This window comes from Tardiphaga sp. P9-11, from assembly GCF_008329525.1.
Taxonomy (GTDB): Bacteria; Pseudomonadota; Alphaproteobacteria; order Rhizobiales; family Xanthobacteraceae; genus Tardiphaga.
Genome location: NZ_NPKQ01000008.1, coordinates 190,764 through 215,949 on the forward strand (window position 1 = coordinate 190,764; position 25,186 = coordinate 215,949).

The 25,186-nt window shown below is 60.2% G+C and carries 23 protein-coding genes; 9 read left to right on the forward strand and 14 right to left on the reverse strand.

Going from position 1 to position 25,186, the window contains the following annotated elements; genetic code table 11:
- Positions 1 to 13: 13 nt before the first annotated feature.
- Positions 14 to 850: a uroporphyrinogen-III synthase gene (locus tag CIW50_RS22865; RefSeq protein ID WP_149533468.1), complete on the reverse strand. Its 837-nt coding sequence runs from the start codon at positions 848 to 850 to the stop codon at positions 14 to 16.
- Positions 851 to 1,008: 158 nt separating this feature from the next.
- On the opposite strand from CIW50_RS22865, the gene purU reads away from it, so the two are divergent.
- Complete coding sequence (gene purU / locus CIW50_RS22870) at positions 1,009 to 1,869, forward strand: formyltetrahydrofolate deformylase (protein WP_149533469.1); 861 nt, start codon at positions 1,009 to 1,011, stop codon at positions 1,867 to 1,869.
- 171 nt (positions 1,870 to 2,040) lie between these two features.
- Here the strand turns inward: purU and CIW50_RS22875 are convergent, their stop codons facing one another.
- Positions 2,041 to 2,310 carry a hypothetical protein gene (locus CIW50_RS22875; RefSeq protein WP_149533470.1) on the reverse strand — a complete coding sequence of 90 codons (270 nt, stop codon included), beginning with the start codon at positions 2,308 to 2,310 and terminating at the stop codon, positions 2,041 to 2,043.
- A gap of 106 nt (positions 2,311 to 2,416) precedes the next feature.
- Positions 2,417 to 2,908 (reverse strand): MarR family winged helix-turn-helix transcriptional regulator, encoded by a 492-nt coding sequence (locus CIW50_RS22880; protein ID WP_149533471.1) that lies wholly within the window; start codon positions 2,906 to 2,908, stop codon positions 2,417 to 2,419.
- A 248-nt stretch (positions 2,909 to 3,156) separates the two neighbouring features.
- On the opposite strand from CIW50_RS22880, the gene CIW50_RS22885 reads away from it, so the two are divergent.
- The 6 genes from CIW50_RS22885 to CIW50_RS22910 all read left to right on the forward strand — a co-directional run bounded on the left by CIW50_RS22885 (position 3,157) and on the right by CIW50_RS22910 (position 9,071).
- Positions 3,157 to 4,326 carry an ABC transporter substrate-binding protein gene (locus CIW50_RS22885; RefSeq protein WP_149533472.1) on the forward strand — a complete coding sequence of 390 codons (1,170 nt, stop codon included), beginning with the start codon at positions 3,157 to 3,159 and terminating at the stop codon, positions 4,324 to 4,326.
- A 189-nt stretch (positions 4,327 to 4,515) separates the two neighbouring features.
- Positions 4,516 to 5,382, forward strand: a complete 867-nt coding sequence (locus tag CIW50_RS22890; protein WP_149533473.1) for a branched-chain amino acid ABC transporter permease — start codon at positions 4,516 to 4,518, stop codon at positions 5,380 to 5,382.
- A 7-nt stretch (positions 5,383 to 5,389) separates the two neighbouring features.
- Positions 5,390 to 6,433, forward strand: coding sequence for a branched-chain amino acid ABC transporter permease (locus CIW50_RS22895; protein ID WP_149533474.1), 1,044 nt, complete (start codon positions 5,390 to 5,392; stop codon positions 6,431 to 6,433).
- Positions 6,430 to 7,182 carry an ABC transporter ATP-binding protein gene (locus CIW50_RS22900; RefSeq protein ID WP_149533475.1) on the forward strand — a complete coding sequence of 251 codons (753 nt, stop codon included), beginning with the start codon at positions 6,430 to 6,432 and terminating at the stop codon, positions 7,180 to 7,182. The genes CIW50_RS22895 and CIW50_RS22900 overlap by 4 nt, the downstream gene beginning before the upstream one ends.
- Positions 7,175 to 7,903 (forward strand): ABC transporter ATP-binding protein, encoded by a 729-nt coding sequence (locus CIW50_RS22905; protein ID WP_149533476.1) that lies wholly within the window; start codon positions 7,175 to 7,177, stop codon positions 7,901 to 7,903. Before CIW50_RS22900 ends, CIW50_RS22905 begins: the two co-directional genes overlap by 8 nt.
- A 49-nt stretch (positions 7,904 to 7,952) precedes the next feature.
- Complete coding sequence (locus tag CIW50_RS22910) at positions 7,953 to 9,071, forward strand: cobalamin-independent methionine synthase II family protein (protein WP_149533477.1); 1,119 nt, start codon at positions 7,953 to 7,955, stop codon at positions 9,069 to 9,071.
- Between the two features lie 436 nt (positions 9,072 to 9,507).
- Here the strand turns inward: CIW50_RS22910 and CIW50_RS22915 are convergent, their stop codons facing one another.
- The 7 genes from CIW50_RS22915 to CIW50_RS22945 all read right to left on the reverse strand — a co-directional run bounded on the left by CIW50_RS22915 (position 9,508) and on the right by CIW50_RS22945 (position 16,280).
- Complete coding sequence (locus CIW50_RS22915) at positions 9,508 to 10,026, reverse strand: hypothetical protein (RefSeq protein WP_149533478.1); 519 nt, start codon at positions 10,024 to 10,026, stop codon at positions 9,508 to 9,510.
- Between the two features lie 458 nt (positions 10,027 to 10,484).
- On the reverse strand, positions 10,485 to 11,765 hold the full coding sequence (locus CIW50_RS22920) for a type II toxin-antitoxin system HipA family toxin (protein WP_149533479.1): 1,281 nt from the start codon (positions 11,763 to 11,765) through the stop codon (positions 10,485 to 10,487).
- Positions 11,755 to 12,090 carry a transcriptional regulator gene (locus CIW50_RS22925; protein ID WP_149533480.1) on the reverse strand — a complete coding sequence of 112 codons (336 nt, stop codon included), beginning with the start codon at positions 12,088 to 12,090 and terminating at the stop codon, positions 11,755 to 11,757. The genes CIW50_RS22920 and CIW50_RS22925 overlap by 11 nt, the downstream gene beginning before the upstream one ends.
- A gap of 374 nt (positions 12,091 to 12,464) precedes the next feature.
- On the reverse strand, positions 12,465 to 14,048 hold the full coding sequence (locus tag CIW50_RS22930; protein WP_246664419.1) for an AAA family ATPase: 1,584 nt from the start codon (positions 14,046 to 14,048) through the stop codon (positions 12,465 to 12,467).
- Positions 14,045 to 14,443: a DUF6634 family protein gene (locus tag CIW50_RS22935; RefSeq protein WP_149533482.1), complete on the reverse strand. Its 399-nt coding sequence runs from the start codon at positions 14,441 to 14,443 to the stop codon at positions 14,045 to 14,047. Before CIW50_RS22935 ends, CIW50_RS22930 begins: the two co-directional genes overlap by 4 nt.
- A 471-nt stretch (positions 14,444 to 14,914) precedes the next feature.
- Complete coding sequence (locus tag CIW50_RS22940; protein WP_149533483.1) at positions 14,915 to 15,694, reverse strand: P-loop NTPase family protein; 780 nt, start codon at positions 15,692 to 15,694, stop codon at positions 14,915 to 14,917.
- 10 nt (positions 15,695 to 15,704) lie between these two features.
- Positions 15,705 to 16,280, reverse strand: coding sequence for an RNA polymerase sigma factor (locus CIW50_RS22945; RefSeq protein ID WP_149533484.1), 576 nt, complete (start codon positions 16,278 to 16,280; stop codon positions 15,705 to 15,707).
- Positions 16,281 to 17,909: 1,629 nt separating this feature from the next.
- Here CIW50_RS22945 and CIW50_RS29185 point away from each other — a divergent pair.
- Positions 17,910 to 18,059: a hypothetical protein gene (locus CIW50_RS29185; protein WP_172980434.1), complete on the forward strand. Its 150-nt coding sequence runs from the start codon at positions 17,910 to 17,912 to the stop codon at positions 18,057 to 18,059.
- 711 nt (positions 18,060 to 18,770) lie between these two features.
- On the opposite strand, the gene CIW50_RS22950 is transcribed toward CIW50_RS29185, so the two are convergent.
- Positions 18,771 to 19,550 carry a DUF262 domain-containing protein gene (locus tag CIW50_RS22950; protein WP_149533485.1) on the reverse strand — a complete coding sequence of 260 codons (780 nt, stop codon included), beginning with the start codon at positions 19,548 to 19,550 and terminating at the stop codon, positions 18,771 to 18,773.
- A 1,834-nt stretch (positions 19,551 to 21,384) separates the two neighbouring features.
- Here CIW50_RS22950 and CIW50_RS22955 point away from each other — a divergent pair.
- The gene (locus tag CIW50_RS22955; RefSeq protein ID WP_149533486.1) at positions 21,385 to 22,443 is read left to right on the forward strand and encodes a DNA cytosine methyltransferase; all 1,059 of its coding nucleotides are present in this window, start codon (positions 21,385 to 21,387) and stop codon (positions 22,441 to 22,443) included.
- Between the two features lie 666 nt (positions 22,444 to 23,109).
- On the opposite strand, the gene CIW50_RS22960 is transcribed toward CIW50_RS22955, so the two are convergent.
- The 3 genes from CIW50_RS22960 to CIW50_RS22970 form a co-directional block, all read right to left on the reverse strand.
- Entirely contained in the window at positions 23,110 to 23,559 is a 450-nt protein-coding gene (locus tag CIW50_RS22960) for a very short patch repair endonuclease (protein WP_149533487.1), read from the reverse strand.
- A gap of 235 nt (positions 23,560 to 23,794) precedes the next feature.
- Complete coding sequence (locus CIW50_RS22965) at positions 23,795 to 24,349, reverse strand: hypothetical protein (RefSeq protein WP_149533488.1); 555 nt, start codon at positions 24,347 to 24,349, stop codon at positions 23,795 to 23,797.
- A 171-nt stretch (positions 24,350 to 24,520) separates the two neighbouring features.
- On the reverse strand, positions 24,521 to 24,880 hold the full coding sequence (locus tag CIW50_RS22970) for a hypothetical protein (RefSeq protein ID WP_149533489.1): 360 nt from the start codon (positions 24,878 to 24,880) through the stop codon (positions 24,521 to 24,523).
- Positions 24,881 to 25,186: the final 306 nt, after the last annotated feature.

Consider the following 25,186-nt stretch of genomic DNA (forward strand, 5'->3'; position numbering starts at 1 on the left):
TGCGGGCGTCAAGTCATTCGGCGCGCGCTGCAGATTTGCTGAGCGCGATCGACATCGCCGAGATCAGCGGCTTCATGAAGAATGCATCATTTGCGGGAGTGATGTCTGCCTCAAGGCCGTATGATTTCAATTCGTCGGACACGACCGGACCGACGGACGCGATCGGCGTCTTCGCAAGTGCACTGCGCAATTGATCCTCGCGGCCGTGCGCTTTCGCAGCATCGACGAGACGACGCACTTGACCCGAGCTTGTGAGCGCAATGGCATCGACGCGACCTGCTTGCATCTCGTCGATGGCCGAGAGGATATTCGCTTCAGCGGCCTTTGAGTCATAGACGTAGGGAAACACAGTATCGACCTCGGCGCCGCAGGCGGTGATCGCTGATATCAGAACGCTGTGATCTTTCTCAGGGTAGAGCTGCAGGCCGAGGCGATGGCCTTTGAGATCGAGCCGCGACAGCATCTCGGCTACGCCTTCGGAGGTCGGCTTCTCGGTGGTGATGTCCGCCTCGAGTCCGATCTCGCGCAGGGCGCGCCCCGGTTTCGGGCCGCGGGCAAATTTGCGTGATTTGCCGACCGCGGCGACGAACTCTTCTTCGATGCCGCGTCGACGCACGATTTTCATGATCCGGCGAAGCCCTTCGCCGGTCATTAAAACGAGGTCGTCGAAGGGGTTGGCGATGAATCGGCCAATCCAGGCCTCGACCGGGGCAGAATCCGGCGCGTCCTCGATGGTGAACATCGGACATTGCAGCACATCGGCGCCCTGTTCGGTCAGTAGGCGGGAGAATTGCGCTTCCTCGCGGGTCTCCAGAATCAGGATGCGATAACCGTTGAGCTTGTCAGCCATATCCGTTTTCTGCCTGTTTTCGTTCGTTAATCCGCTGGCAATGACGTCCATATTGCAGTGCGCAATTGGATTGGCGCAAGCTTGCTTCGGATGATAGAGCAGGGCCTCCATTTCCGGTTCACCTGAAGCAGATCAGCCCGCCCATGTCCGTTCAAGCCATGTCCCATCAATTTGTCCTGACCCTGTCCTGTCCCGACCGCCCCGGCATCGTGTCCGCGGTATCGACCTTCCTGGCGCAGAATGGCCAGAACATCCTCGATGCCCAGCAGTTCAACGATGTCGAGACCGGTCATTTCTTCATGCGCGTCGTGTTCAACGCCGCGGATGTGAATGTCGAGCTGGCGGCGCTGAAAACCGGCTTTGGGGCCATCGCCGAGCGCTTCAAGATGGACTGGCAGATGCGGGACCGGGCGACTCGTCGCCGCGTCATGCTGCTGGTGTCGAAGTCCGATCACTGCCTCGTCGATATCCTGTATCGCTGGCGCACCGGCGATCTCGACATGATCCCGACCGCGATCGTCTCGAACCATCCGCGCGAAGCCTTCAAGGATCTCGATTTCGGCGACATCCCGTTCCATCACATGCCGATCACCAAGGAGACCAAGCGCGAGCAGGAGCAGGCGATCTGGGATCTGGTCGGCACGACCGAGACCGAGCTCGTGGTGCTGGCGCGTTACATGCAGATCCTCTCCGACGAGATGTCGGCGAAACTCTCCGGCAAGTGCATCAACATCCACCACTCGTTCTTGCCGGGCTTCAAGGGCGCGCGTCCGTATCACCAGGCCCATGCCCGCGGCGTTAAGCTGATCGGCGCTACCGCGCACTACGTGACCAGCGATCTCGACGAAGGCCCGATCATCGATCAGGACGTCGAGCGCATCAGCCACCGCGACACGCCGGAAGAACTGGTGGCGAAGGGCCGTGACATCGAGCGCCGCGTACTGGCACGCGCCATGCGCTATCACCTTGAGGATCGCGTGATTCTGAACGGCAAGAAGACAGTCGTTTTCATGAATTGATTTCACATCGGACTGGATAGCCCGGCCTGGCGCGCAATCGCGCGCTTGGACGGGCGATCCAGTAGACGTTATCGTCAGAGATGATCGCCGGCCGCAGCGTTCACTGAGTCACCCTGTCAGTGATCTACCCGGGCCGAACATCAAGCCGGGTGACCACAAGCGTGGGGCTTGTCAATGGACAGCGCTTGCCGAGGACGACGTGGTCGGATCGAGACCAGTCTGCCCAGCGCTCTGCTCCGCGTTTTCGCGCCGCTTCATATAGGCATCGTACTCAGGCGAACCGGGCCGCGGCGGAGCGTCAGCAGGAAGCCCGCCGGCCCATGCCGGGATCAGGTCGGCCATGCCGCCGGCCATGAACGAACTGATCGAGCCGCAGCCGCCAAGGCTGCTGGACAGCAGCACCAGACAGACGAGGGCGGGGACGCGGCGGGCTACTGGCATGGCGGCAACATCGTTGGAGGCAATCTGCGAAATATAACAGATCTGCGACGTCATTTGCCCAAAATTGAAGGCAAATCAATGGTCAAATATTGCTGCGGATATTGCCTCAGACCGCACTCTTTCGTCGCGCTGGATTGGGTTTGCGAACCTGCACCGCGTTGACCGCGGGCGCCTGTGCCAACAGGCGGCCCAGCATGTCGATCAGCTTTTCGACTTCCTTCTCATCGAGGCAGTCCAGCAGGACCCGTTCGCGGTCCAGCGCCAGTTCGATGATCCGGTCATGCAGCGCGCGCCCGGATTTGGTCAGGATGACGACGCGCCTGTTATCGCCGGCCAGATCGGTCACTGTCACGCTGCCGTTATCGACCAGAGATTTAAGCGTGCGACTGACGAGTCCCTTGTCGAGATCGAAATACTGGCAAATCTGTTGTGCGGTGCACGCGTCCTCACTCGCGAGTTTCGAAAGAATGCGCCACTCCGTGACCCCGACGCCGAATTCGCGCCGATAGGCGCTCGAGGCACCTGCAGCGAGCTTGTTGCCCAGGAAATTGATCAGCGCCGGTACATATCGTCCATGATTGATCACCGGCTTTGTCATCTTGATACGATCTGCAATCTGAAATGAACGGAAATTGAGCTGCCCAAGGATGCTTGGCTAGACTTTAGCAGCATGCCACGATGCGTCGGAATTACGCAGTTCAACAGACCGCGTTGTGTTGTCAACCCAGCCGTTGACAGGTCAACATGGCTCCGTTATCGCGAGCGACCGTCATCGCGGGCGACAGCGTATGGGGACTATGAGTTTGCGGCCCTGAAGAGCCGACATCACATACAGAGGAGGAATTAATGCTGAGGAATTTCATTTCCGCGACCGTGGCTGCTGTCGGCGTGTTGTCAGTCGGCGCAATTGCGCAGGCGCAGGAGACCGTCAAGATCGGCCTGATCGTGCCGATGACCGGCGGTCAGGCTTCGACCGGCCAGCAGATCAACAACGCCATCAAGCTCTATATGCAGAAGAATGGCGACACCGTCGCCGGCAAGAAGATCGAGGTCATCCTCAAGGATGACGCCGCGCTGCCCGACAACACAAAGCGCATTGCGCAGGAACTGATCGTCAACGAGAAGGTCAACATCATCGCGGGTTTCGGCGTGACGCCGGCAGCGCTCGCTGCTGCACCGCTCGCGACGCAGGCCAAGGTGCCGGAAATCGTGATGGCTGCGGGCACCTCGATCATCACCGAGCGTTCGCCCTATATCGTACGCACCTCGTTCACGCTGGCGCAGTCGTCCACCATCATCGGTGACTGGGCCGCCAAGAACGGCATCAAGAAGGTCGCGACGCTGACCTCCGACTACGCGCCGGGCAACGACGCGCTCGCCGCCTTCAAGGAGCATTTCGTGGCCGGTGGCGGCGAAGTCGTCGAGGAAGTGAAGGTCCCGCTGGCCAATCCGGACTTCGCGCCGTTCCTGCAGCGCATGAAGGACAGCAAGCCCGACGCGGTGTTCGTGTTCGTGCCGGCCGGCCAGGGCGGCAACTTCATGAAGCAGTATGCCGAGCGCGGCCTCGACAAGTCCGGCATCAAGGTGATCGGGCCGGGCGACGTGATGGACGACGACCTGCTCAACAATATGGGCGATGCGGCGCTCGGCGCCGTCACCGCGCATCTGTATTCGGCGGCGCATCCCTCAGCAATGAACAAGGACTTCGTCGCGTCCTACAAGAAGGCCTACAACACGCGTCCGGGCTTCATGGCGGTCGGTGGCTGGGACGGCATTCATCTCGTCTACGAAGCGCTGAAGAAGACCGGCGGCAAGGCCGACGGCGATAGTCTGATCGCAGCGATGAAGGGCATGAAGTGGGAGAGCCCGCGCGGCCCGATCTCGATCGATCCCGAGACCCGCGACATCGTGCAGAACATCTATATCCGCAAGGTCGAGAAGGTGGACGGCGAACTCTACAATATCGAATTCGCCACGTTCGAGGCGGTGAAGGATCCGGGCAAGACGAAGAAGTAAGCGACACTTTTTCGGAAGTGTAGTAAGCTCCGTCATCGGCAATATCCCTCCCCCGCGCTTGCGTGGGGAGGGGTAGGGTTGGGGGCACACGCGCCGCTCTCCAGGTGGCGACCCCCCACCCGACCGGCCTGACGGTCGGCCACGCTCCCCGCAAGGGGGAGAGCCAAGATAGAAAGCACCTATCGTTTCATGACCCTTCTCACCATCCTGTTCGACGGCGTCGCCTACGGCATGTTGCTGTTCGTGCTGGCGTGCGGGCTGGCGGTGACGCTGGGGCTGATGAACTTCGTCAATCTTGCTCATGGCGCTTTCGCCATGGCCGGCGGTTATATCTGCGCCATTCTGGTCAACCGGTCGGGATTGCCATTCTTTGCAGCCTTGCCGATCGCCTTTGTGGCGAGCGCGGCCATCGGCGCGCTGCTCGAGCGTTCGCTCTACCGGCATCTCTATACACGCAGTCATCTGGATCAGGTCCTGTTCACCATCGGTCTCGTCTTCATGTCGGTGACCGCGGTGGACTACTTCATGGGGTCGTCTCAGACCTTCATTCATCTGCCGGACTATCTGCAGGGGCAGATCAATCTCTTCGGCCTTGGCGTTGGCCGCTATCGCCTGATGATCATCGTGATCTGCGGACTGCTCACGGTGGCGCTGCAGATGATCCTGTCCAGGACTCGCTTCGGCAGCAGGTTGCGCGCCGCGGTCGATGATCCGCGCGCTGCGTCGGGTCTCGGCATCAACGTGCCGCAGGTGTTCGCGCTGACTTTTGCGTTCGGTTGCGGGCTTGCTGGTCTCGGCGGCGCGCTTGGCGCCGAGATTCTCGGCCTGGATCCGTATTTCCCGCTGAAGTTCATGATCTACTTCCTGATCGTGGTGACCGTCGGTGGGTCGTCCAGCATCACCGGGCCGTTCCTCGCCTCGTTGTTGCTGGGCATCGGCGATGTCGCCGGCAAATATTACGTGCCGAAGCTCGGCGCCTTCGTGATCTACACCATGATGATCGTGATCCTGATCTGGCGCCCGAACGGTCTGTTCGGCCGTTCCGCGGCGCGGTGAGGGCGTCATGACAGCGAACAGCACCACCCATCCGGAAGTAGGCCAATTCGCCATGGCGCGCGCGCAGTGGCGCTGGCCGGAAGTCGTGTTCTGGCTCGCCGCCGCAGGCTGCATCCTGCTGTTTCCCAATCGCTACCTGATCCTGACCGAGATCGCCTGGCTCGCATTGTTCGCGCTCTCGCTCGACCTCATCCTCGGCTATGCCGGCATCGTCTCGCTCGGCCACGCCGCATTCTTCGGCTTCGGCGGCTATGCTGCGGGGTTGCTCGCATTGCACGGCATCGTCACCGAACCGGTCATCGCATTGGTGGTCGCGGGCCTCGCGGCGATGGTGCTCGGCTTCGTGACGAGTTTCCTCGTGATGCGCGGGTCAGATCTGACGCGGCTGATGGTGACGCTGGGCATTGCGCTGCTGCTGCGCGAACTCGCCAACCGCTTCTCCAATATCACCGGCGGTTCCGACGGCCTTCAGGGTATCGAGATGCAACCGATCCTCGGCCAGTTCTCGTTCGATATCTTCGGCAAGGTCGGCTTCATCTATTGCCTCTGCGTGTTGTTCGTCCTGTTCCTGCTGGCACGCCGCATCGTGCATTCGCCGTTCGGCCTGTCGCTTCGGGCTATCCGCAACAATCCGCTGCGCGCCTCGGCGATCGGTATTCCCGTCAATCGCCGGCTGATCGCGATCTACACCATTGCTGCCTTCTATGCGGGTGTCGCCGGTGCACTCTCGACGCAGACGACGGCGCTGGCCTCGCTCGATGGTTTCGCCTTTGATCGCTCGGCCGACCTGATGCTGGTCCTGATCATCGGCGGCACGGGCTATCTTTATGGCGGGTTGATCGGTGCGGTGATCTTCAAGCTGCTGCAGGAGCTGTTTTCGACACTGACGCCGCAATACTGGCAGTTCTGGATCGGCGCCGTGCTGGTGGTCATCGTGCTGATCGGCCGCGACCGCATGCATCGCTGGGCAATGTTCCTGCCGCGCCTGATTGCGAGCAAGTTCGGCCGCGCCAAAGCGCCGGTCATGGCCCCGGAAGGTGAGGCGCCATGACGATCGCGCTGGAAACCGTCAATCTCGAAAAATCCTTCGGTGGTCTCCGGGTCACCCGTGATCTGTCGCTCAAGATCGAGGCCGGGGCGCGTCACGCGCTGATCGGCCCGAACGGTGCCGGCAAAACCACGGTGATCAATCTTCTGACCGGCGTACTGAAGCCGAATTCCGGCCGCATCCTGCTCGAAGGTAATGACATCACCGGCCTGCCGGTGCACAAGCGAGTGCTGCGCGGCCTGTCGCGGACATTCCAGATCAATCAGCTCTATCCCGACATGACACCCCTGGAGACCGTCGGTCTCGCTGCGTCCGAACATCTCGGCCATGGCAGCGACTGGTGGCGTCGCATGGGCACCCGCAGCGACGTCAATGACGCGATCGCCGAAAACCTCGCGCGCTTTCATCTGCTCGACGTCATGAACGAGCCGACGGCGACGTTGCCTTACGGCAAGCAGCGTCTTCTTGAGATCGCCGTCGCCATCGCCACCAAGCCGCGCGTGCTGCTGCTCGACGAGCCGGCTGCAGGCGTTCCGGAAAGCGAGCGCCACGATATTCTCTCCGCAGTCGCCGGCCTGCCGCGCGACGTCACGGTGCTGCTGATCGAGCACGACATGGATCTGGTGTTCTCCTTTGCCGATCGCATCTCGGTGCTGGTCGCGGGCGCGATGCTCGTGGAAGGCCCGCCGGATGAAGTCGCGCGCGATCCGCGCGTCAAGGCCGTGTATCTTGGCGAGGGCGCCGATGTCTGATCTTCTTGACATCGATGACCTGCGCGCGGGCTATGGCGAAGCCGTGGTCATTCCGAAGATGACGCTGCAACTCGGCGAGAGCCAGGTGCTGGCGTTGCTCGGGCGGAACGGCACCGGTAAGACCACGCTGATCAATTCCATCGTCGGCGTCACCCGTCGCTTCAGCGGTTCGCTGAAGCTCGGCGGAAAGGACATCACGTCGCTGCGGCCGGACCAGCGCGCCCGCGCCGGCATCGGCTGGGTGCCGCAGGAGCGCAATATCTTCCGCTCGCTCACCGTGGAAGAAAACATGACGGCGGTCGCGCAGCCCGGACCGTGGGACGTCAAGAAGATCTACGAGATGTTCCCGCGGCTCGAAGAGCGCAAGAACAATTTCGGCAATCAGCTCTCCGGCGGTGAACAGCAGATGCTGGCGATCGGCCGTGCGCTGACGCTCAATCCGCAGGTGCTGCTGCTGGACGAACCGACCGAAGGCCTGGCACCTATCATCGTCGATGAACTGCTGGGAGCGCTGGGCAAAATCACGCGTGCCGGCGGCATCTGTTCCATCATCGTGGAACAGAATGCTCAAAAAATACTCGGGCTCGCCGATCGTGTCGTGATATTGGAGCGCGGCACCATCGTGCACGATGCGACGAGTGCCGCATTGAAATCGAATCCTGCCGTGCTGGAGCATTTCCTGGGCGTCGCCGGCGCGGCCGGCAGCAAGAACAAACACTAGGCCGGCACAGCCGGCTCATCTGCTAACCGAGCATCCTGGAGTAACGACTATGCAGAGAACCAAAGCCCCGTTCCGTGCCGACGAAGTCGGCAGCCTGTTGCGGCCCGCATCGATCAAGGAAGCACGCGCCAAACTGGAGAAGGGCGAGATTTCGGCCGAAGACCTGCGCAAGGTCGAAGATATCGAGATCGAGAAGGTCGTGCATCGCCAGGCCTCGACCGGCCTCAAGCTCGCCACCGACGGCGAGTTCCGTCGTTCGTGGTGGCATTTCGACTTCCTCGCCAAGCTGACCGGCTGCGAACTCTATCATCCCGACACAGGCATCCAGTTCACCGGCGTCGAGACCCGTCACGACTCGGTGCGCGTGATCGGCAAGGTGGATTTTCCCGACGATCATCCGATGCTTGCGCACTTCAAGTTCTTGAAGAAGCATTGCGACACGGCGGGCGTCACCGCAAAAATGACCATCCCGTCGCCGGCAGTTCTGCATTTCCGCGGCGGTCGCAAGGCGATCTCGAAGGAGGTCTATCCGGATATCGAAGTGTTCTTCGAGGATCTCGCCAAGGCCTATCGCAAGGCAGTGAAGGCGTTCTACGATGCCGGCTGCCGCTACCTGCAGTTCGACGACACCGTCTGGGCCTATCTCTGCTCGGAAGATGAGCTGAACAAGGTCCGTGCGCGCGGTGAGGATGCCGACAATCTGCAGCAGATCTATTCGCGCATCATCAACTACGCGATCGCCGAGCGCCCCGCCGACATGGTGATTACCACCCATGTCTGTCGCGGCAACTTCCGCTCCACCTGGATTTCGTCGGGCGGCTACGAGCCGGTGGCTGAAACGCTGCTCGCCGGTACCAATTACGACGGCTACTTCCTCGAATACGATTCGGATCGTGCCGGCGGCTTCGAACCGCTGCGCTTCCTGCCGAAGGGCAACAAGGTCGTCGTGGTCGGTGTCATCACCTCGAAGTTCGGTGAGCTCGAGAAGAAGGAAGACATCAAGGCGCGCCTGCAAGAGGCTTCGAAGTTCGCGCCGCTCGAGCAGCTGGCCGTGTCGCCGCAATGCGGTTTCGCGTCTACCGAGGAAGGCAACATCCTCAGCGAGGAAGAGCAGTGGGCCAAGCTGAAGCTCGCGGTCGATGTCGCGAACGAGCTTTGGGGCAAGTAAGCTCGCTGTCGCCTGACCGGCGGCTCGCCAACAGAAATGCCCGGCTTTGCCGGGCATTTGCATTTGGTCTCCTGACGATGAACTCGCAGGACCTGTCGCGTCCCACGCGTTCATAGGTGAAGCCGGCCTTGAGCATCTGTCTTCGACCGGGTGCCAGACCACCTTGGAGTGCCCCACTTGTTGTTGTCGCGCTGAGAATGACGAACCTTGATGTGAATTCGGACCCATTCGGCGGATCAATATTGATGATGCTGGTGTCCGGAAGCGGTTGAGGTGTCGAATGGTGGTGACGAACTGCGCCGCCGTTCGGAATGAACGTGCGGATTCGGCATTGTCGGCGGCGAGATTGTAGGATTGACGGCATGTTTGAACGCGCCGGTGAAAGCGCTCCACGCCGAAGATTGCTCGCCGCCGGACGAGAGTGCAAGAGAAGCGACTAGTACGTGCGGCCTCCGTCCAGCATCCATGAAATCCTGTCCCGTGCGAGGTCAAGTTCCATGTCGCGTACAGCCTCGCACAGCTTTTGTTTGATGGGATCTCCTGTGATGGACAGCACCAGGCTACACCACCGTTGATCTTCATCGAGTCGCTCCTCGAGCGAGACAGGCGATTGGATGTCGCAGTCGTCCAGGAAACTTTGCACCGTCTCGATAACGGTGAAGGCGAACCCCAGAAGCGACAGATCTTCCTGCAGAAGAACAACGCAGGCCTGGTCGAATTGATAAAGCGCGTGCGCGTCTGCCTCAGAAAGCCGAGGAATGGCAGAAGATTCGCGCCTTTGTGCGATCGGCAAGCTTCCGACACGTATGGATGGCGCGCCAAAAAATGGGCGAGCAAAAAACACCGCTTCGTCCGGAGCGGCCGAGATGGACGCGGCGTCGACATCATGCGCGCCGAAGATTTCCTCCCTTGCGTCAGACGAGTATCCGGCGATGGGATTTGATGAATGTGTCATGCAGGTTTTTCCTTATTTCCAGTTCGATGAGGGCAAAGTCGTTCGGCCTCACAAAAATGATTTATCGAAAAAACGGCCGGCGCAAGGGCCGGGACCTCAACGGCAACGAGAGATGCACTTGCTGCAAAGACGGGGGCGCGAAATCACAAAGAGTGATTGGGGGTAAGGTCTAAGTGGCGCGGATCAACCGCAAGCGCAGCTATCATCTTCATGAGGTGACGGCTTGGTCCGGAGAGGCCGAGCTGTTCGAGCAAGATGCGCGTGCGGAGTCATGCATGGCGAGGCGGCGTCAGCGCGGTTTAACGAGTGTCCGATACTAAGCCAGATGCATCGTCTTGGGTGCACCATCTCCAGTCGAGATCGGAGTGATCCCGGCGGTTCGGTCGAAGGCCCGCCATTCTTGCGCGCTTCTACGGCTCTCCTGCTCAGGGAAGAATGATCGTGTTGCGCACGCCGTATTACTCGACAAGGTTTATTATCGCTTCCGGAGCTCCAACAAACGCGAAGGGGTGGAGAAACTGACGGCGCCACAGGAGATGCCGATCCACTTGACTGAGTTGCGCCTCATGGCACACGTAGGACCATTGCTCCTTGATGGTCTTGATTTGCTTGACGGCAATGTCCAGCGCATCGATCTCGGAAAGCAAAAACATTGGCGCAGCATTCAGGCAAACGGCAATCTGGCTCCTGCGATCTTGTCCCTGAATGAACATGGCCTGCGTGGCTTCGCCGCCTGAACGGTTCTGCGGACAGATGTCGTAAGCCGGCGTAAGTGACAGCCTCTTGCCCGTGCAGAACGCCGCGTGGTTTCGTGCGTGATCATCAGTGTTACCGCAAAGCACATTGAAGAGCATACGGGAAAATAGCTCCCGGAGTGTTTCGCTCGGCGTGTCGAACCGATGCCGGATGATTGCCGCAAGGGTTTCGTAACTTGCGTAGCGCGCCATCAACTCATCGAGTTCAAGCAGCGTCAAAGCGGAGACCATGGCCTTGCGGAGCCATCCGTTCTCGTCTTTTTCACGATCAAAGCGTCGGATAAGCAGCACATCCTGGCCTGTTGTCTTCTCCATGCGGACGGGTGCGACCGTCAGGCCGACCTTGGACGCCAGCCGCATTGCGATGAATTCTGCCTTCACGACGTTGTAAAGGTCGGTTGCCGAACAAAATTTCGCGATGAATTTGGCGTCATCCGATGTAATCGTCGCTTTCGGGCGCGCGCCGCCGATGGAGCTTCCATCAAACGAGGCGTAGTTGAGCTCCGGAGTAAGAGGCATTCCTTTGTCTACAAGCGCGGCCGCATTCGACAGCTCTTCGAGCGACACACCTTGGCCTTCGCGGGCGAGGTAGTCTGAAGAGGTCGCCTGGAAGTCAAGCGCGCCGATACGATCCGAACCGGATTCCAGAAGGAAAGTCAGCTCGTCGATATCCCCTGGGTCGATGTCCTTTCCGCGTGCTCCGAATTTCCGATTGAGTATCACGCGACGTCCCCAAGCGTCAGGTGCCGCATCTCGAATGCAGTTGGGAATATAGAGGCCGTTCGAAAGCGGCCGGACCCCGCTGTTCAGCGGCAGCTCAGGTTCGTACAGCGGGATGGCGTCCTTTCGTGCAAGATAGCTCCGCCCGTATTGAAAAAGCAGTTGCCGATCATTCGGGGTGACGAGGCCTGCGACGACAGGCTGCGTGTGACCCGGCAGCCAGGTCCATACATAGGCCCGGCTGTATTGAGGATCAGCAATCATGATCGATCTCGATACGCGACGTTCGCACTGATTTCGGAATGAGTGCCATTACTTCACGGTTGGAAGCCACTATGCGCGACACGGTCGCCTGATCGGAGTTGAAAAGGGGGAAGTCTGCGATTGTCACCACTTCAAATGCCGCACCGATCGTGCAGCGCGGATGGTCGGTCTCCAAACGGCGCGGACGACCGCGCGAAATCCCCGGCCGCTCCGCCACCTCCGTCGTTTTCAGCTTGCTCTCAATACGTGTTTTTTGAAGAAGCCGACCGAGCAGATTCACCGCATCAACGGCATAGGGCGATAGCGAGCGAACAATTTCAGGCATTGGGGATAAGCTCACGGATAGTCCGTGGGGTGTCATATGGTCCATTGATGGCTGCGCATGCAGGTTTGTCATCGATCTACTGCCCTTTGATCCCATGAGTTCATGTCGGTGCGAACTCATTCCTTTGATCTTAATTCCGGATAGCTTGGCCGAACGGGCGGTATCGTTCGCTGGACTTCATCGTCTTCAGTGTGATCGCGCCCGACAGACGGTCATGATCGAAAGGATGGGCCCGCCTGAAAGCGACCATCGTCTCATCGACGTGAACAACGCGTCGATCTTCCGGATACGCCTTCGCCATCGAATTCCCAGCGGTTGAACGCGACCAAAATCGTGTCGAGCGGTTTGGACGGAGCGTCTTTACTCTGATCTGATCAGTGCCTTCTTGCACTTTGATCCCGCGTCCGGAGGATCGCTTCAAGAATGCGACGCAGGCGACGCACCGAGCCTCCGCGCCAGGCCTCGGCGATGACGACCCGCTCATCGGGGCCGACCGGAGCGATCCAGCGGCGGTCCAACTCGCGATCGCCGGCAAAGGTTCGGAGCAGTGCCGGCAGCAGTGCGTCGAGGTCAGCGCGGGAGGGCTTCGGAAAGGAGACGATCCGGAAGCGGTCGCGAAGCGGAGATGGTATGGGATCCAGGGTATTTGCGGTCGCTACGTAGCTCACGTGGCTTAGGTCGAGTGTGATCTGCAGGGCAGGATCCGGATAGCGAGCACTGGTTTCGGGCTCGAGCAGGCCGAGCAGGCAATCCCACAGCCGGCCGTAGTCGCTTCGCGTGCCGGCTTTCTCCAGTTCGTCGATCAGGATCATCGGATTGGCGTTTCCGCCACGCGCGATCGCGAGGAGCGGGTGGCAGGGCTCTGCCGAATGCCAACGCCGATCGGTCCCCCCGAAAGAATTGCCGTCCGATTGTGCGGCGTCGATACGCCAGATCGTCAAACCAAGGACTTCGCCGAGACGGCGACCAAAGTAGGATTTTCCGGCGCCCGGGTCGCCGACGAGCAGAAGCGGTCGGAAATGCGCGGTCGGCCGTCCGATCAGGTCGGCAAGCGCAAAGTCGATCACGTCGATCGCATATGGAAACTCGGCCGCCAGGCTATTACGGACCTGATCGAGAGCCGGCGTCTCGACAAGCGGCAGTGCGGAGTTGAGAATCTTCCCGACGGGCTGAATGAATTTGTGGGTCTTGATCGCGGCGTCGTCGATGCAGCCGACTACGACATGATGGAGCGCAACCGGCTCGACGATTACGTTGGACGATGTCGGATCGCTTCCGGAAGGCCCGGAACGCTCTGGAGGCCGCGCTGCCTCCTGTTGCCGTTCGATGTTTTCCCGGATGCGGCGTGCGGTATCGATTTTGGCAGCGCTGATCCGGTACCGCACCATTTGACGGCCGAGATCCATCGCGCTCTTCGCGGCCGGCCATGAGCCGCCGGCGCCGTCGAAGCGAGTGGCGACGGGACACGCGGCCCAGCCGTACGCGACCTGCTCGAGTTCGAGGCGTTGCTGATCGTCAAGCGTCGAGGCGACCTGATCGAAGGCAAGAAGCATGGTGCGGCCGACACGCCGGAATGCTTCGAAGCGCTCCGCGCCGCATGGCAGGGTCAGCGACAGCATGCGGACGCAGTCGCCGAGCGAGCGCAGGAGCGGCAGGTCACGAACCACGGCAAGACGATCCAGTTCGTCGGCAAGGGGGAGGCCGGTATCTTCATTGACGACAAGCGCCCACGTGGTGGCCTGCGCAAGGTCGGGACAGATCGCATCGATCTCCGCGAAGAGGCGCAAAGCTGTATCGCTCGCGAATTCGTCCCGGGCAAGTAAGGCATAGCGCAGAATCCGCGGCAGGCCTTCGAGCCGCTTGTACTGGTCATCAGCTGAATCCGCTGCCGCGCCCTCGGACAGGAGGGCCGCTTCGGCCACGGCCTCGGTCCATGCGTCGTCTTCATCGTGGATCAAAGACCGGCTCCCGGCCATCCGTCATCATTATCGGCGTCCGGTCTCAACGCGGACAACGATGAAGCGGGATCGTTCTCTGCCGCGCGACCAAGACGGTAAAAGCGCGACAGGGTGCGTACCCAACGGTTTTCGGGATCGGCGAACCACACCTGGGAAGTGACGATTCTCCGTGACCCCAGCCGCGGGTGTCCCGTGACGTCGCCGACAAGCTGCAGACCGAGCGGACTGAGCATAGGGAAATATCGATCGAGAATAGGCGCCGTTCGCAGCCTGGCGGAGACGAATGCAGCGTCACGTTCGAGAAGTGCGCAGTCTGCTGCAAGCGATTGCAGGCGCTCTGAGACGCCGGAGGTGATGCGACGAGGGTCGAGAAACGGAAAGGCGCGGATCAACATGAGGGACGGACTCTTACGGGTGGGGCTGACCGAAATCGGCGAGCCGACGAGCGGACTTGAAGGCAGATCGCGAATGGCGGTGGCCGCACCTGCGTTTGGTTGGCGCCGAGGTGTGGAAACCCGGTCCGACGTTCCGATGTGACATCGTCGCATCGTTGTGTCGGTCCCATGTTCCGACGCTCCGGCGAACCAACGCGGCGGCGTCGCCGCGATGAGCGCAAGTCGTGTTGCGGGATGCCCAATATGTGAGTTTGCGGACGGCGAACGCGAATGTTCCGATTGCGCTGCATTCCGGAAGCTCCGGTTCGGTCACCGGCTGACACATGGCGGAGCGACCCTCGTTCCGTTGGTCCGATGCCCCGGGGGAAGATCGGTCCGACCTGGCAAGAGGCTTTTGGCCCAGCACTGCGTTGGCTGCGGCCGTCGTCGCAGCATTTCAGGGTGCCGCAGATCACGAGGGAGGCGGGCGGGTCAACATTCATCTGCATGCTCCAGCATCATCGCCATGAATGCATCGGCGCGGTCGGCCACTGCCGTCGCAAAGGCGAGACACCGCGCCTGCAGTTCCGGATCCTGCCAGATCGGACGCTCGTCAAAGAGAGCGGCCAGTGTCGCCTCGTCCAGAAATGGAACCTGCACAATGACCTCAGACGGGTCACCCGGCAGAATGTCGCAATCCGGATCGCAGTCCCGCAGCAGGCCGCTCAATTGCTCCCTCTGCCGAGCTCGACCGCTTTCCGGAGCGATGGTCGCAACCAATGTCGGCACAAGGAGGTCACGATAACGCTGGGTATCGCGGGCATGGGCAAAACCGCGCACCGCCCAGTCGAGCTCGAATATGGATTCTCGCGCCGGCACCAGAATGACCGCGGCATCGCGGATGGTGGCTGCATTCCACGCGCGCTCGTTGCAACAAAGATCAACGACGACATCGCCGTCGGTGCCGACCTCCGTCAGCGCAAGCTCGTGCAAAGCGTCCATGAACCGCGCATCAGCGCCATGGATCATCGTCGCCAATCCGGCGGCAAGATCAGCAGGAAGTGAATAGGGGTCAGGCAGCTCCAGCTCGCAGCACGGCAGCGGCAGCGTTGTTTCGATCGGGCCGATCGTTGCGAGCGAACCGTGATGGGTCTGTCTCACCAGAGCTGGGCGGCGACCTTGGAGGTGCAATCCATAGGCGAGGAGCGCTGCAGTCAGCGTGCGTCCGGCGCCGCCGTTCCAGCCGCCGACCAGATAAATCCGTGCGGTCATTCCCGAATCCTCACGCAGCTCGACGAGGACGGATCGGCGCGAATGCAGTTCCCACCTCCGGTCCTGCCTCATAGGCATCTCGAAGCCTGGCAGTTGCACGTGAAAGGCGCGAATGCAGGGTCCCGAGCGGCACGCCGAGCCGCACCGCGATCTGCTCATGCGACAGCTCATCGACGCGAGCGAGCCAGATGATTTCCCGGTCGGCCGCCGACAATTTCTCAAGCGCACCGACGACATCATCAACCTCGAGTCGCAATTCCTGGGTTGCCGCGACCGGGAAGTCCATCATATCCGCGTCGCCCTCCGCGGCGGCTGCTGGACGCGACAAGGAAACCGATGTGCGGACATGCATGCGGCGGCTCGCGTTTCGGACGTGGCCATGCAGGATCGCCATCAGCCAGCCGGACAGATTGTCATCCGCGAAATGATCCAAACTCTGCAGAGCGGTCACGATCGTGTCCTGTAACAGGTCATCAGGCGAACCGATGTGTGTTCGTTTGCCGATCAGGAACGCAGCATGCCGGCGCAGGGTCGGGCGTAATGCGACAATTCGGTCGATGAGATCGGCGGTAGGTTTGGGCGACATCGGCTCTCCTTCCAGTATGACGGCTGCAACCTGGCAGGATCTCGGAATCATGTCTAGGATCTATTTCCCAATTTGTGGACTTGCCCTCTGACCGGCGAGCTTGGTCAACGATCTTGGCGATGCCAGCTTCGGACTGCCGCCCACGTTCTGCGATACGATCCGGATGAGGATTGCCCTCTTCAAAATCCGGAAATCCCGGTGAGTTCAGTCGGTCACCGCAGGACATTCGGCGCGCTTCGGAGGGGGATCCGGTAGAGCACGGGTTCGCGGCGATCATTGAGCTGTCTTGAACACCTGAGCTTGCCCGGCTGTGCAAGGACGGCTCGGCGTCGCGTAAGATATCGGGGCCGCAACCCGTCCGTGTTTTCGTTCGAGATGCGCTGCCGGGAAGAGGGAGGGCCGCAGAAATAAGACATCGACCTCGGTGGCCGATGTCAGGCAGACTGCCGGCAGTTCCTTGCTTCTATCCCAGGTCTGCGACCGCTAAAGTTCGCCGGGCAATCGGCGCGACGTTTGATCGACGCCGATGCGACGCGTCACCATCCTTGTTCACGGCCTTGACCGACATTATGCAGCGCGAGCGTTGCTCGACGTGCGTCGCGAAACTCTCGTTCCGGATGACTGAGCGCCGGCGAGATCATCGAAAAGACGGGGCAGATTCGCAGCCAAATCGGCGTCCGATCGAATTTATCCGCGCCGGCAGGCCCTGAGCGAGACGCGACGACGCTCTTTCATGTTCGTGCTCGATCTTTGCCGGATGATTGAAGCGCTGCGCTGATCAACTCGAAGCCGCCTCCAAAAGAAAGCGGTTTTAGGAAAAGGCGCGGAGCGATTCAAACGTCAACGGCGTTTGATGATGTAATGGGGGGAACGGCGCAGATAGGGCAAGGCGTCAATCGAGGTTCGGCATCATCGAATGGGGCTTGCGTTGAGGCGTCCGCCCATCGGCTTAACGCTAGGCGAAGTGATCAACGCGGCGATACGCGTTCCGGTCGAAAGCCTGATCGACCGTGCGAACGACGAGGATCTCGCACCGGACGCAGAGTTCGCCAACAGGATCGCGCCGCAGCTCGTGATTCACGGGCTCGTTCGCTCCGGCACGCCGTTTCGATGTTCGCGTCGCTTCTCCTTCCGGATTACCCCGACGACGCTTCCGCCTCCCGCACACAGATCTCAGCGATTCCGGTCTGAGGACGGGTGTTCCAAGCGATCAGCCCGCGCCGGTGAAACGCCGTCAATCCGAAGCGGAGAGCCGGACGCCAGCAGGCAACCGGATGTGCCGATGCGTTTCGGGAATTCGCCCGGATCGACATCACCGCGCCGCGCAAATCGCCAAGGCCCCCGACGGTGCCGGCGGGGAGCTGTTCACCGCGCAAGGCATCAGACTGAATCGAAAATATCGGACTTTGAAACACCGATCTCGACATTCGTAACGAAAGATTCGAGCTTTGAATCTCCGATTTCGATCTTTGAATCAAAAATGCGCAACTGCTCTTACGCTCGGGGCAACTGCAAGCGATGTTTACGGAACTTGTTTCAGGTTCTCGAGAACGTGGGACGATGCCCGGACATGTCGCGGCGACGCGTCAGCTACGCAACACAGGTTTTCTGCAACTGCAGACTCCATAAATGATGAAATCAGATCGCCGGCATCAACCGCTCGATCTGGCGGTTCCGGTTCAGGACTTTGAATCGGAACTATCGAGCTTTGAATCGCTTTGGTGGATGTTTGAAACGGATTTGCGCAACTGCATCCGCGCTGGTCTTGACTTATCATGACGCATTCGACGAAAATACCGTTTAGAAATGCGTTTGGGGCGGGAACGAACAGCCCAGGCTGCAATGCGCGAACACATCCTTTCACGGCGAGGGGTCATCGCGGATATGATCGCCAGCCCCTCCATAGCCGTGGACAGGAATTGAAAACGGCAGCCGTCCGTATTCACGGTCGTCGCGGTTCGGAAGTGCTCCAAGTCTGAGGAAATCGAACCGGCGTCGGAGGGGGGAGAATTTCAGATTGAACAATCCGCGAACGGCCCAATTTTCCGACCTATGTTCGCAGGAAGCGGCGTCACAGCGCTTTAGGTCGCGGCGTCGTCTGCATCTCTCCGGAACTTACGCTTTGTGCTGCCATGTGATTGCAGCCGGCATTCCCGGATCTCACCCCTGTCCGATCAAGAGGCAGATGTCTTCTTCTGGCGACGACTTCGCATGCTGCGAGCGCGGCGGACGAGATCAGACTGAATTACGGCAGCGCAAAATTTAGAACGACGACCATCACCGGCCGACAACCACCTTTTGGTGGGACACCTCGTGGTGGTGAGACATCCAAGTTCTGCACTGCTCGAAAACGAGCCTATTTCTACGGCTTCTCATAATTTAGCACTCCTTCGAGGCACGCGTCGGGTCGCCCTATAAAGCTCACGGCTTCGATCTCGTGGCCCTGGATCCGGATCGCCCAGGGCGCCAGGCTGGTAATCCACCCGGGCGTTAGATCGGAGCTGCGCATGCGACGTCGAACGAATTGAGCGTCTCGTAAACTCGGCAGAGCGCAGCGGGCTGCATCGGGCGCCTCAACATCTGTACCGGAATCTTGTAAAATTCAAAGGAAGCCACGATGACCGAACGGAAGTCCCTGACGGCCCGCAAGGACTCGGACCGCATCAGGCCCGGTTCTTTTTCGTCCCAGAATTCAGAGTATGCACGCTGATACGCGTCGAAGTCGAATACGAGATTGGTGGGGAAGATTCCTCGCTCGTACTGGACAAAGGGATCGGTGTAGTTGATGCCCCCGCCATACAGAGGCGTACCGTCCGGCCTCGTTGCGATCGAGAAAATAGACTCCTTTACGGGAATTCCCGACAAGACGGCCTTCCTCATATTGTAGAAATAGAAACGGTACTCGGGGCTTTCGCCGGATCTGATTCTCACCGGCGCGGCCCTGTAGCAGGCCTGATACGCGGCAGTCAGTCGTTGTTGACCATCGAGGACCAAGTTCAGAGGTGATGCGCTCGGATCGGCAACTGGAGCGGCTCCATCAAAGGCGCGGTGATCCGGAGACGTAGCTGGGACGAACGTGGGGGAGCCGATGGGATGGCCTTCCGCGAACGATTCCAGCAGGCTCCGGATGTGATCGCTCGGCCAGCACCAATCTCGATGAAAGAGCGGCAACCGGATTCGTCCGCGATGGATGTCGTCAAGAACGGCTTTTAAGCTTTGGTTTTTGATATCGAAGACCTCGGTCGGAGCCGAGCGGCGGGCGATTGTCATCTGGGCTTTCCTTGTTTCTGTAACAAGGGTCGGGCGGGTTTTCGAATGCTGTCAAGCCGTTCAACACAGACCCGCCGAAGTCGGTCGAAGCAGTGCCGCCCGATCGGGGGTATACTGTCTCATGCTTAACCGCCGCCAGCGGCTTCCGCGATCCGGATCTCATCGCTCTGCCGAATCCGAGAAGTCCAATCGGTTCTGGATCAATCCGATTAAAGCTCGCGCCGCTTTGTTTTTCGGCGTGTGCATTCGCCGTGGAGCCCCATGACGCCGTTACCGCTGCTGACGGAGTCGTAAGGTGCCACGGCCGCAGTGGCCGCCTCGGAATGCCAGGCGACGCGCTCAGATGCCCGACTTTTGGCCCTTTGCTGCCATTCTACATGGGGTCTCCGGTCGCGAAGACCGTAAGCGGGCTCGGCACCCGCCCGCGCTTCCATCCACCCAAACCTGAACAGTTGATCGAGGCTGGGTTGCACCGGACCTCGCAGCACAGGGATAAGCCTCATGACGATACATCCCGGCTTCATCGGAATCGACATCTCCAAACGGCATCTCGATGTTTTTGACGGCGGTATCTGAACCGTCTGCCGTCTTGATATCGCCTCGGATGCGATTGATCCCTTGATCGCCGGCTGGGCCGGCAGCAACGTGTTCGTGGTGTTCGAAGCCGCCGGTCACTGCGACAAGGCGCTGCGGCAGTATTAAGAGCAACCGGCATCGCGTTGGTCCGGGCTAGCTGACCGAGGACAATGCCAATCCCGCCCACGTCGGGATGGAGAAGCAGGTAGCCAAGCCTTCGGCTTGAGAGCCGTGGCAAAAGATAATGTGCCATACCCCGCGCAGCAGCATCGCGGCAGCGACTCCCCGCCGGAAGCAGAAGATATCAGAGTCTTCCACAGAGCAGCGTAAGATTGACGGCGCACGCGAACAGCTGCGCGAACGCAAGCGCGGTTTGAATTCTTTTGCACCGGATTTGGTCGATCATCCTCATCGCGCAATGAGTTTCAGACGATTCCATCCCGCGAGTCCCGCACGTTATTTCTTCGGGGATTCAGGAATCATTTACGAAGCGGCTTGAAAGCGTTTTGACCCTGAGGGCAGCTCCGGGGTGGAGACGACGACCTGAGCGAAGAGGATAAGCAGTCAGAGGAATGAAGCTCCAACCAGTTCAGGGCGATCGAGACAGATCTTTCCGCGAAAGCGGCCGGCACTTTAGCGGGCCGGCCGGGCGCTCCGGCTCCGCACCGGTCTTTTGCCGGGGATCGGAGGAGACACACATATCGCGCCGAGGTCGTCGTCTTGAAGGCGGTGGGGACATCAATGCGGCGCCGCGCCAATGGCACGGGAGCATACGTAATTCACGACGACGTACGCGCGTTCCTGAAATCACCTGGATCGGATCAAACCAAGGGAATGGTGATCAGCTGCGCAAGGGCTTCCGGATATGCCGGTTCCTTCGATCTGCAGCTGCTTCCTCGCAGATCGATCATCCTAACACGAGCGACCTTACGAACGCGGACCGCACGCGTCCTCAGCGAAATTCGGCCAGCGCATGAGGACCTCGAACGACGCGGAACCGCCGGAGCGGCTACGCTCGTCCCTTTGACCCGGTTCGCGCCGACTTCCAGGATCGGCCGCCTCTTGACTGCTGACCGGGCGCGCCGGAGGGATGAAAGCGCTCGCGGATTGTTTGCCTTGGTAATCAATTGATTGGAAAAATCCCGTAAGAAGCTGGACGATGAGCCTTCCCTCCGAGCAGCCGCTTGGCCTCCGCCGCACGCGACGGTAGCATGCCTCGATCATCCCGTCCGGCGGCGTAATGCGTTGAGTAAAACTGATGATTTTCTATGACTTCTTTAGCGGCTGCGGCGGCACAAGCCAGGGGATGAGGGAGGCAGGGCTTACGATCAAGCTCGGGATTGATCTGGACCGCGATTCCGCCTGCACCTATCGGAAGAATTTTCCCAAGGCCGGGTTCATCGAACGAGACATCCGGATGCTCCGAGCGAAGGATATCGAGCCTTACGTGAGCAGCAGCAGCAAACGGCGTCCGATCGTTTTCGGTGCTTGTGCTCCCTGCCAGCCCTTTTCGAAGCAGCGGCGCGGCCACGCCGAAGGTGACGCACGCAAGGATCTTCTGAGCGAATTTCATCGGTTCGTTCGGACTTATCTTCCAGAGTACGTTTTTATCGAGAATGTACCTGGTCTACAGTCAGTGGAGGAAAAGAAGGGGCCGTTTGCTCGCTTTATCAGGCTTCTTACGAGGCTTGGATACTGGCACGCGCATGAGATCGTAGTCGCTTCGCACTTCGGCGTGCCGCAGCATCGTCGGCGTCTCGTGCTGATCGCGAGCCGACTTGGCCCGATCGAGTTTCCGAAGCCGACGCACGGCCCAAAATCTGCTCGGAAGAAGTTGCCGTCGGTTTGGGAAGCTATCGGACATCTGCCTCCCATCGCCGCCGGCGAGATTCATCCGGAGGTCCCCAATCATCAAGCAGCCAATCTCTCGGAGCTGAATCTTCGGCGGATCAAAGCGACACGCGTCGGCGGAAGTCGTGCGGATTGGCCGGAAGCGCTTGTCCTCGATTGCCACCGAACCTTTGACGGCCACACCGACGTTTACGGGAGAATGGCGAAAAACGCCCCTTCATCGGCGCTTACGACGCGCTGCATCAGTTTGTCGAACGGCCGTTTCGGACATCCGACACAACACAGGGCGATCAGTGTTCGGGAAGCGGCCTGTCTTCAGAATTTCCCGATGGACTTTGAATTCCTCGGCAGCCTGGGGTCCACGGGACGCCAGGTAGGCAATGCCGTGCCGGTCGCGATGGCCAGAGTGTTCGGCGAAGCGATCGGAGCGCACTATCGCGATCACCGCAAGAAGGTGAGTCGCTGATCGCGACTTTTCGCATCTGTGCCCGAACCGTCGATATGCTCAGGCGACAGAAGACTGCAGGCATCCCGACCGCTATCTGCGAATTGTTCAAGAATGCGCGGCGCCTGTGCCCGAAGCGTTGAAGCGGACCATTTCCGGCAGAAGACGCTTTTCGTAGCGAGGGACGACGGTCCGGAACGACGAAGGACGACTTCGAGCAAAGATGACTGTCGCTTCGAACTGAAAAACTCGGGACTGCCAAGCCGGGCATGCAGCCCTGCGATCTCGATCTCCGGAAGTGACCGACGCTGGGCGAAAAGGGGATCGGCCCGCCGATCGTCGGACCGCAGGCGCTCACTGACGCGCGCCGGACGCGGCCGGCGAGCGATGCTCGGGTCGCGGCACACATAAATTGCACATATTCGAACTTCCGGACATGGACTGACGTTGCTCGGCGCCTCACCGGCCCGAATGCAGTCACCGCCCGCATTCAGCAGATTGCCGGAGATCGACGCCAAGCCTTCATTACGAGAGGTCCGCAGCGCCGTACAAATGTGACGTGACCGTGCAGGATGCCGTCAAGGTGATGGCGGACGGCACCCGGAGCCTGGATCGGAGCATCTCTCATCGGCGAGTTCGCACCGCTCAGGAAGAGCGTCGAGTGACAGGCGGGACGTGATCGTAAATTCAAGCGGCTTTCGGCTTCCGGACGTAGACCTTGCGCTTCAGGATCGCCCTGAGCTTCTGATCGTCCTTGGTCTCGCATTCCCACACGGTGACACAATGCCATCCGAGCTTCTTGAGTTCGGCAGCATTACGCTTGTCGCGGGCGACATTACGCTCGAACTTCTGTTTCCAGAATTCTGCATTCGTCACCGGGTTCGTTGCACGAGGGCAATCGTGACGATGCCAAAAGCAGCCGTTGACGAACAGCGCGATCGCCCGCCCCGGGAAGACGAGATCGGGTGTACCCGGAAGATCGCTCCTGTGGAGGCGATGTCGGAGGCCCAAGGCGTGAGAGGCCTTCCGGACCCTCAACTCGGGCGCGGTGTGCTTGGAACCCACCCGGGACATGTTCCATGAGCGCTGCGCTGAAGGAACGGCCTTAGGGGGCGGCGAACTTGATCTCGAAGGCATCTAAGTCTTTTCAACGGGACGGCCCCGCGACCATGGCTTAACCGTTCGATGCGGACAAGCCGCCCGCTGAGCCGCCCTTGCCGCGATTTATCGCACCGTGCGTGCCGTCCGGTGCATTGGGGGGATCGCTGCAGACTGCGCGCGGAATAGTCCGAACTTGAGACGCGCAAAAGCGGGAAGAACCGGACCCACGACGAGGTCGGCATTCGATCGCAGGTGATTTTCGGATGATCTCTCATGACCCGGCAAAACGACCGGACCACAAATCCTGGTATCGGCGGCAAATTATGAACTTGGGATCTGTCGGTAGCTTGTTCGGCCGGTCGATGACTGAACCGAGCGGATGTGTCGAGGTCGTTTTCTGTGGAACGTGACATTTGTCGATGGTCGAGGTGGTGGTTTTTTCCAAGTACTGAAAATGGACCCTTGCTGCCGACCGCCGCTCCCAGCGATGACAGCGGCAAGGAAATACGGACATCGGCGCAACGGCTGATGTTCCGGACGTGCCTTGCAGCATCGCCGTCAGCCATCCGGACAGTTTGTCATCTTCGAACTGTTCCGCGCTCTTCAGAACGGTGACGATCGTGTCATGCCCCCGCACATTCCAATCCGGGATCGGTCGACCGACCAGAAATGTGGCGGGTCGGCGCTGGGCCGGCCTTGACGCGACGATGCGGTCGAAATTCGGCGTGGAGCTTTGCCCATCAGTACCGCCCTTCCGACGTGAAACCACAGCCGGCAGGATCTTGGGACAGCGCCGGACCCGGTCAACAATCCGGGCGATGTCCACCTTCCGGACGTGCACGCTGCCGTCCGATCTGCAATCGCGTCGGCCGCTCTCGACCTCTCTCGGACCCGATGGGAAGCGCTTCCGCGAGGCAGCGATACTGTCACCATCGAAACGACACTCCGGAAATTGTTTTCGAAAGAGATCCGGAAGCGATTCAATCGTCAACGCCGTTTAGCGCAGTAATGGGGGGAACCGATGACCCTGCGAGCGCATCGATCCGCCCTGGGGCAGATCCAGATGGGGCTTGCGCTGAAAAGCCCAGCCGTCGGCGTAGCGCTCGATAAGCTCGTCCACCCGCCGGTGCGCGGCATCCCGGTCGAAGCCCTGATCGGCCAACCGGCCGACAAGGGCCGCACACCATTCGTCGAGCTTCCCATCCTGATTGTGTTTCAGCGCTTCACCGATCATCAAGTGCAGCGCCACGCGCGCGACGTCGTCGCGAGACGGTTTGCGCAGCGCCTTCTGCTGCATGCGATAGGCACGTTGATAATCTGCCTGTTCGCTGAGGCGCTTAGCTTTCGATTTGCGCATTCCCTGTCCTCCCGTGATGCCGGTTACGCCGCCCAACACGACGCATATGTGTCGGCCCTCCCAGTCAGGGATTGGGCTTCGCAAGATACAACTCCCGCCGGTCACAATCCGTCCGCTCGTAACGGAAACGGTCGATGCTGCTCGATCTGTGCGAAACCCGATCGCGGCGGCATACGCGATGGCGTGGACGGAATTTCAGAAGTGCTCGGGGCGACGACACAGTGAACGGGGCCGATCGCAGCTGCGCTCACCGTTGCATCGCACGAGATGGATCCGGATGACGGTACGGACGCTCGCCCGTTTGGC

What these genes read in the sequence shown, in the direction of transcription:
- purU (WP_149533469.1), top strand. Translation starts at nt 1,009, where the DNA reads ATGTCCCATCAATTTGTCCTGACCCTGTCCTGTCCCGACCGCCCCGGC.
- CIW50_RS22940 (WP_149533483.1), bottom strand. Translation starts at nt 15,694, where the DNA reads ATGACCGCACGGATTTATCTGGTCGGCGGCTGGAACGGCGGCGCCGGA.
- CIW50_RS22950 (WP_149533485.1), bottom strand. Translation starts at nt 19,550, where the DNA reads ATGACAATCGCCCGCCGCTCGGCTCCGACCGAGGTCTTCGATATCAAA.
- CIW50_RS22955 (WP_149533486.1), top strand. Translation starts at nt 21,385, where the DNA reads ATGATTTTCTATGACTTCTTTAGCGGCTGCGGCGGCACAAGCCAGGGG.
- CIW50_RS29185 (WP_172980434.1), top strand. Translation starts at nt 17,910, where the DNA reads ATGATGAAATCAGATCGCCGGCATCAACCGCTCGATCTGGCGGTTCCG.
- CIW50_RS22970 (WP_149533489.1), bottom strand. Translation starts at nt 24,880, where the DNA reads ATGCGCAAATCGAAAGCTAAGCGCCTCAGCGAACAGGCAGATTATCAA.
- CIW50_RS22915 (WP_149533478.1), bottom strand. Translation starts at nt 10,026, where the DNA reads ATGACACATTCATCAAATCCCATCGCCGGATACTCGTCTGACGCAAGG.
- CIW50_RS22885 (WP_149533472.1), top strand. Translation starts at nt 3,157, where the DNA reads ATGCTGAGGAATTTCATTTCCGCGACCGTGGCTGCTGTCGGCGTGTTG.
- CIW50_RS22910 (WP_149533477.1), top strand. Translation starts at nt 7,953, where the DNA reads ATGCAGAGAACCAAAGCCCCGTTCCGTGCCGACGAAGTCGGCAGCCTG.
- CIW50_RS22905 (WP_149533476.1), top strand. Translation starts at nt 7,175, where the DNA reads ATGTCTGATCTTCTTGACATCGATGACCTGCGCGCGGGCTATGGCGAA.
- CIW50_RS22880 (WP_149533471.1), bottom strand. Translation starts at nt 2,908, where the DNA reads ATGACAAAGCCGGTGATCAATCATGGACGATATGTACCGGCGCTGATC.
- CIW50_RS22935 (WP_149533482.1), bottom strand. Translation starts at nt 14,443, where the DNA reads ATGTTGATCCGCGCCTTTCCGTTTCTCGACCCTCGTCGCATCACCTCC.
- CIW50_RS22890 (WP_149533473.1), top strand. Translation starts at nt 4,516, where the DNA reads ATGACCCTTCTCACCATCCTGTTCGACGGCGTCGCCTACGGCATGTTG.
- CIW50_RS22960 (WP_149533487.1), bottom strand. Translation starts at nt 23,559, where the DNA reads ATGCCTTCGAGATCAAGTTCGCCGCCCCCTAAGGCCGTTCCTTCAGCG.
- CIW50_RS22900 (WP_149533475.1), top strand. Translation starts at nt 6,430, where the DNA reads ATGACGATCGCGCTGGAAACCGTCAATCTCGAAAAATCCTTCGGTGGT.
- CIW50_RS22895 (WP_149533474.1), top strand. Translation starts at nt 5,390, where the DNA reads ATGACAGCGAACAGCACCACCCATCCGGAAGTAGGCCAATTCGCCATG.
- CIW50_RS22925 (WP_149533480.1), bottom strand. Translation starts at nt 12,090, where the DNA reads ATGCCTGAAATTGTTCGCTCGCTATCGCCCTATGCCGTTGATGCGGTG.
- CIW50_RS22945 (WP_149533484.1), bottom strand. Translation starts at nt 16,280, where the DNA reads ATGTCGCCCAAACCTACCGCCGATCTCATCGACCGAATTGTCGCATTA.
- CIW50_RS22865 (WP_149533468.1), bottom strand. Translation starts at nt 850, where the DNA reads ATGGCTGACAAGCTCAACGGTTATCGCATCCTGATTCTGGAGACCCGC.
- CIW50_RS22875 (WP_149533470.1), bottom strand. Translation starts at nt 2,310, where the DNA reads ATGCCAGTAGCCCGCCGCGTCCCCGCCCTCGTCTGTCTGGTGCTGCTG.
- CIW50_RS22920 (WP_149533479.1), bottom strand. Translation starts at nt 11,765, where the DNA reads ATGATTGCTGATCCTCAATACAGCCGGGCCTATGTATGGACCTGGCTG.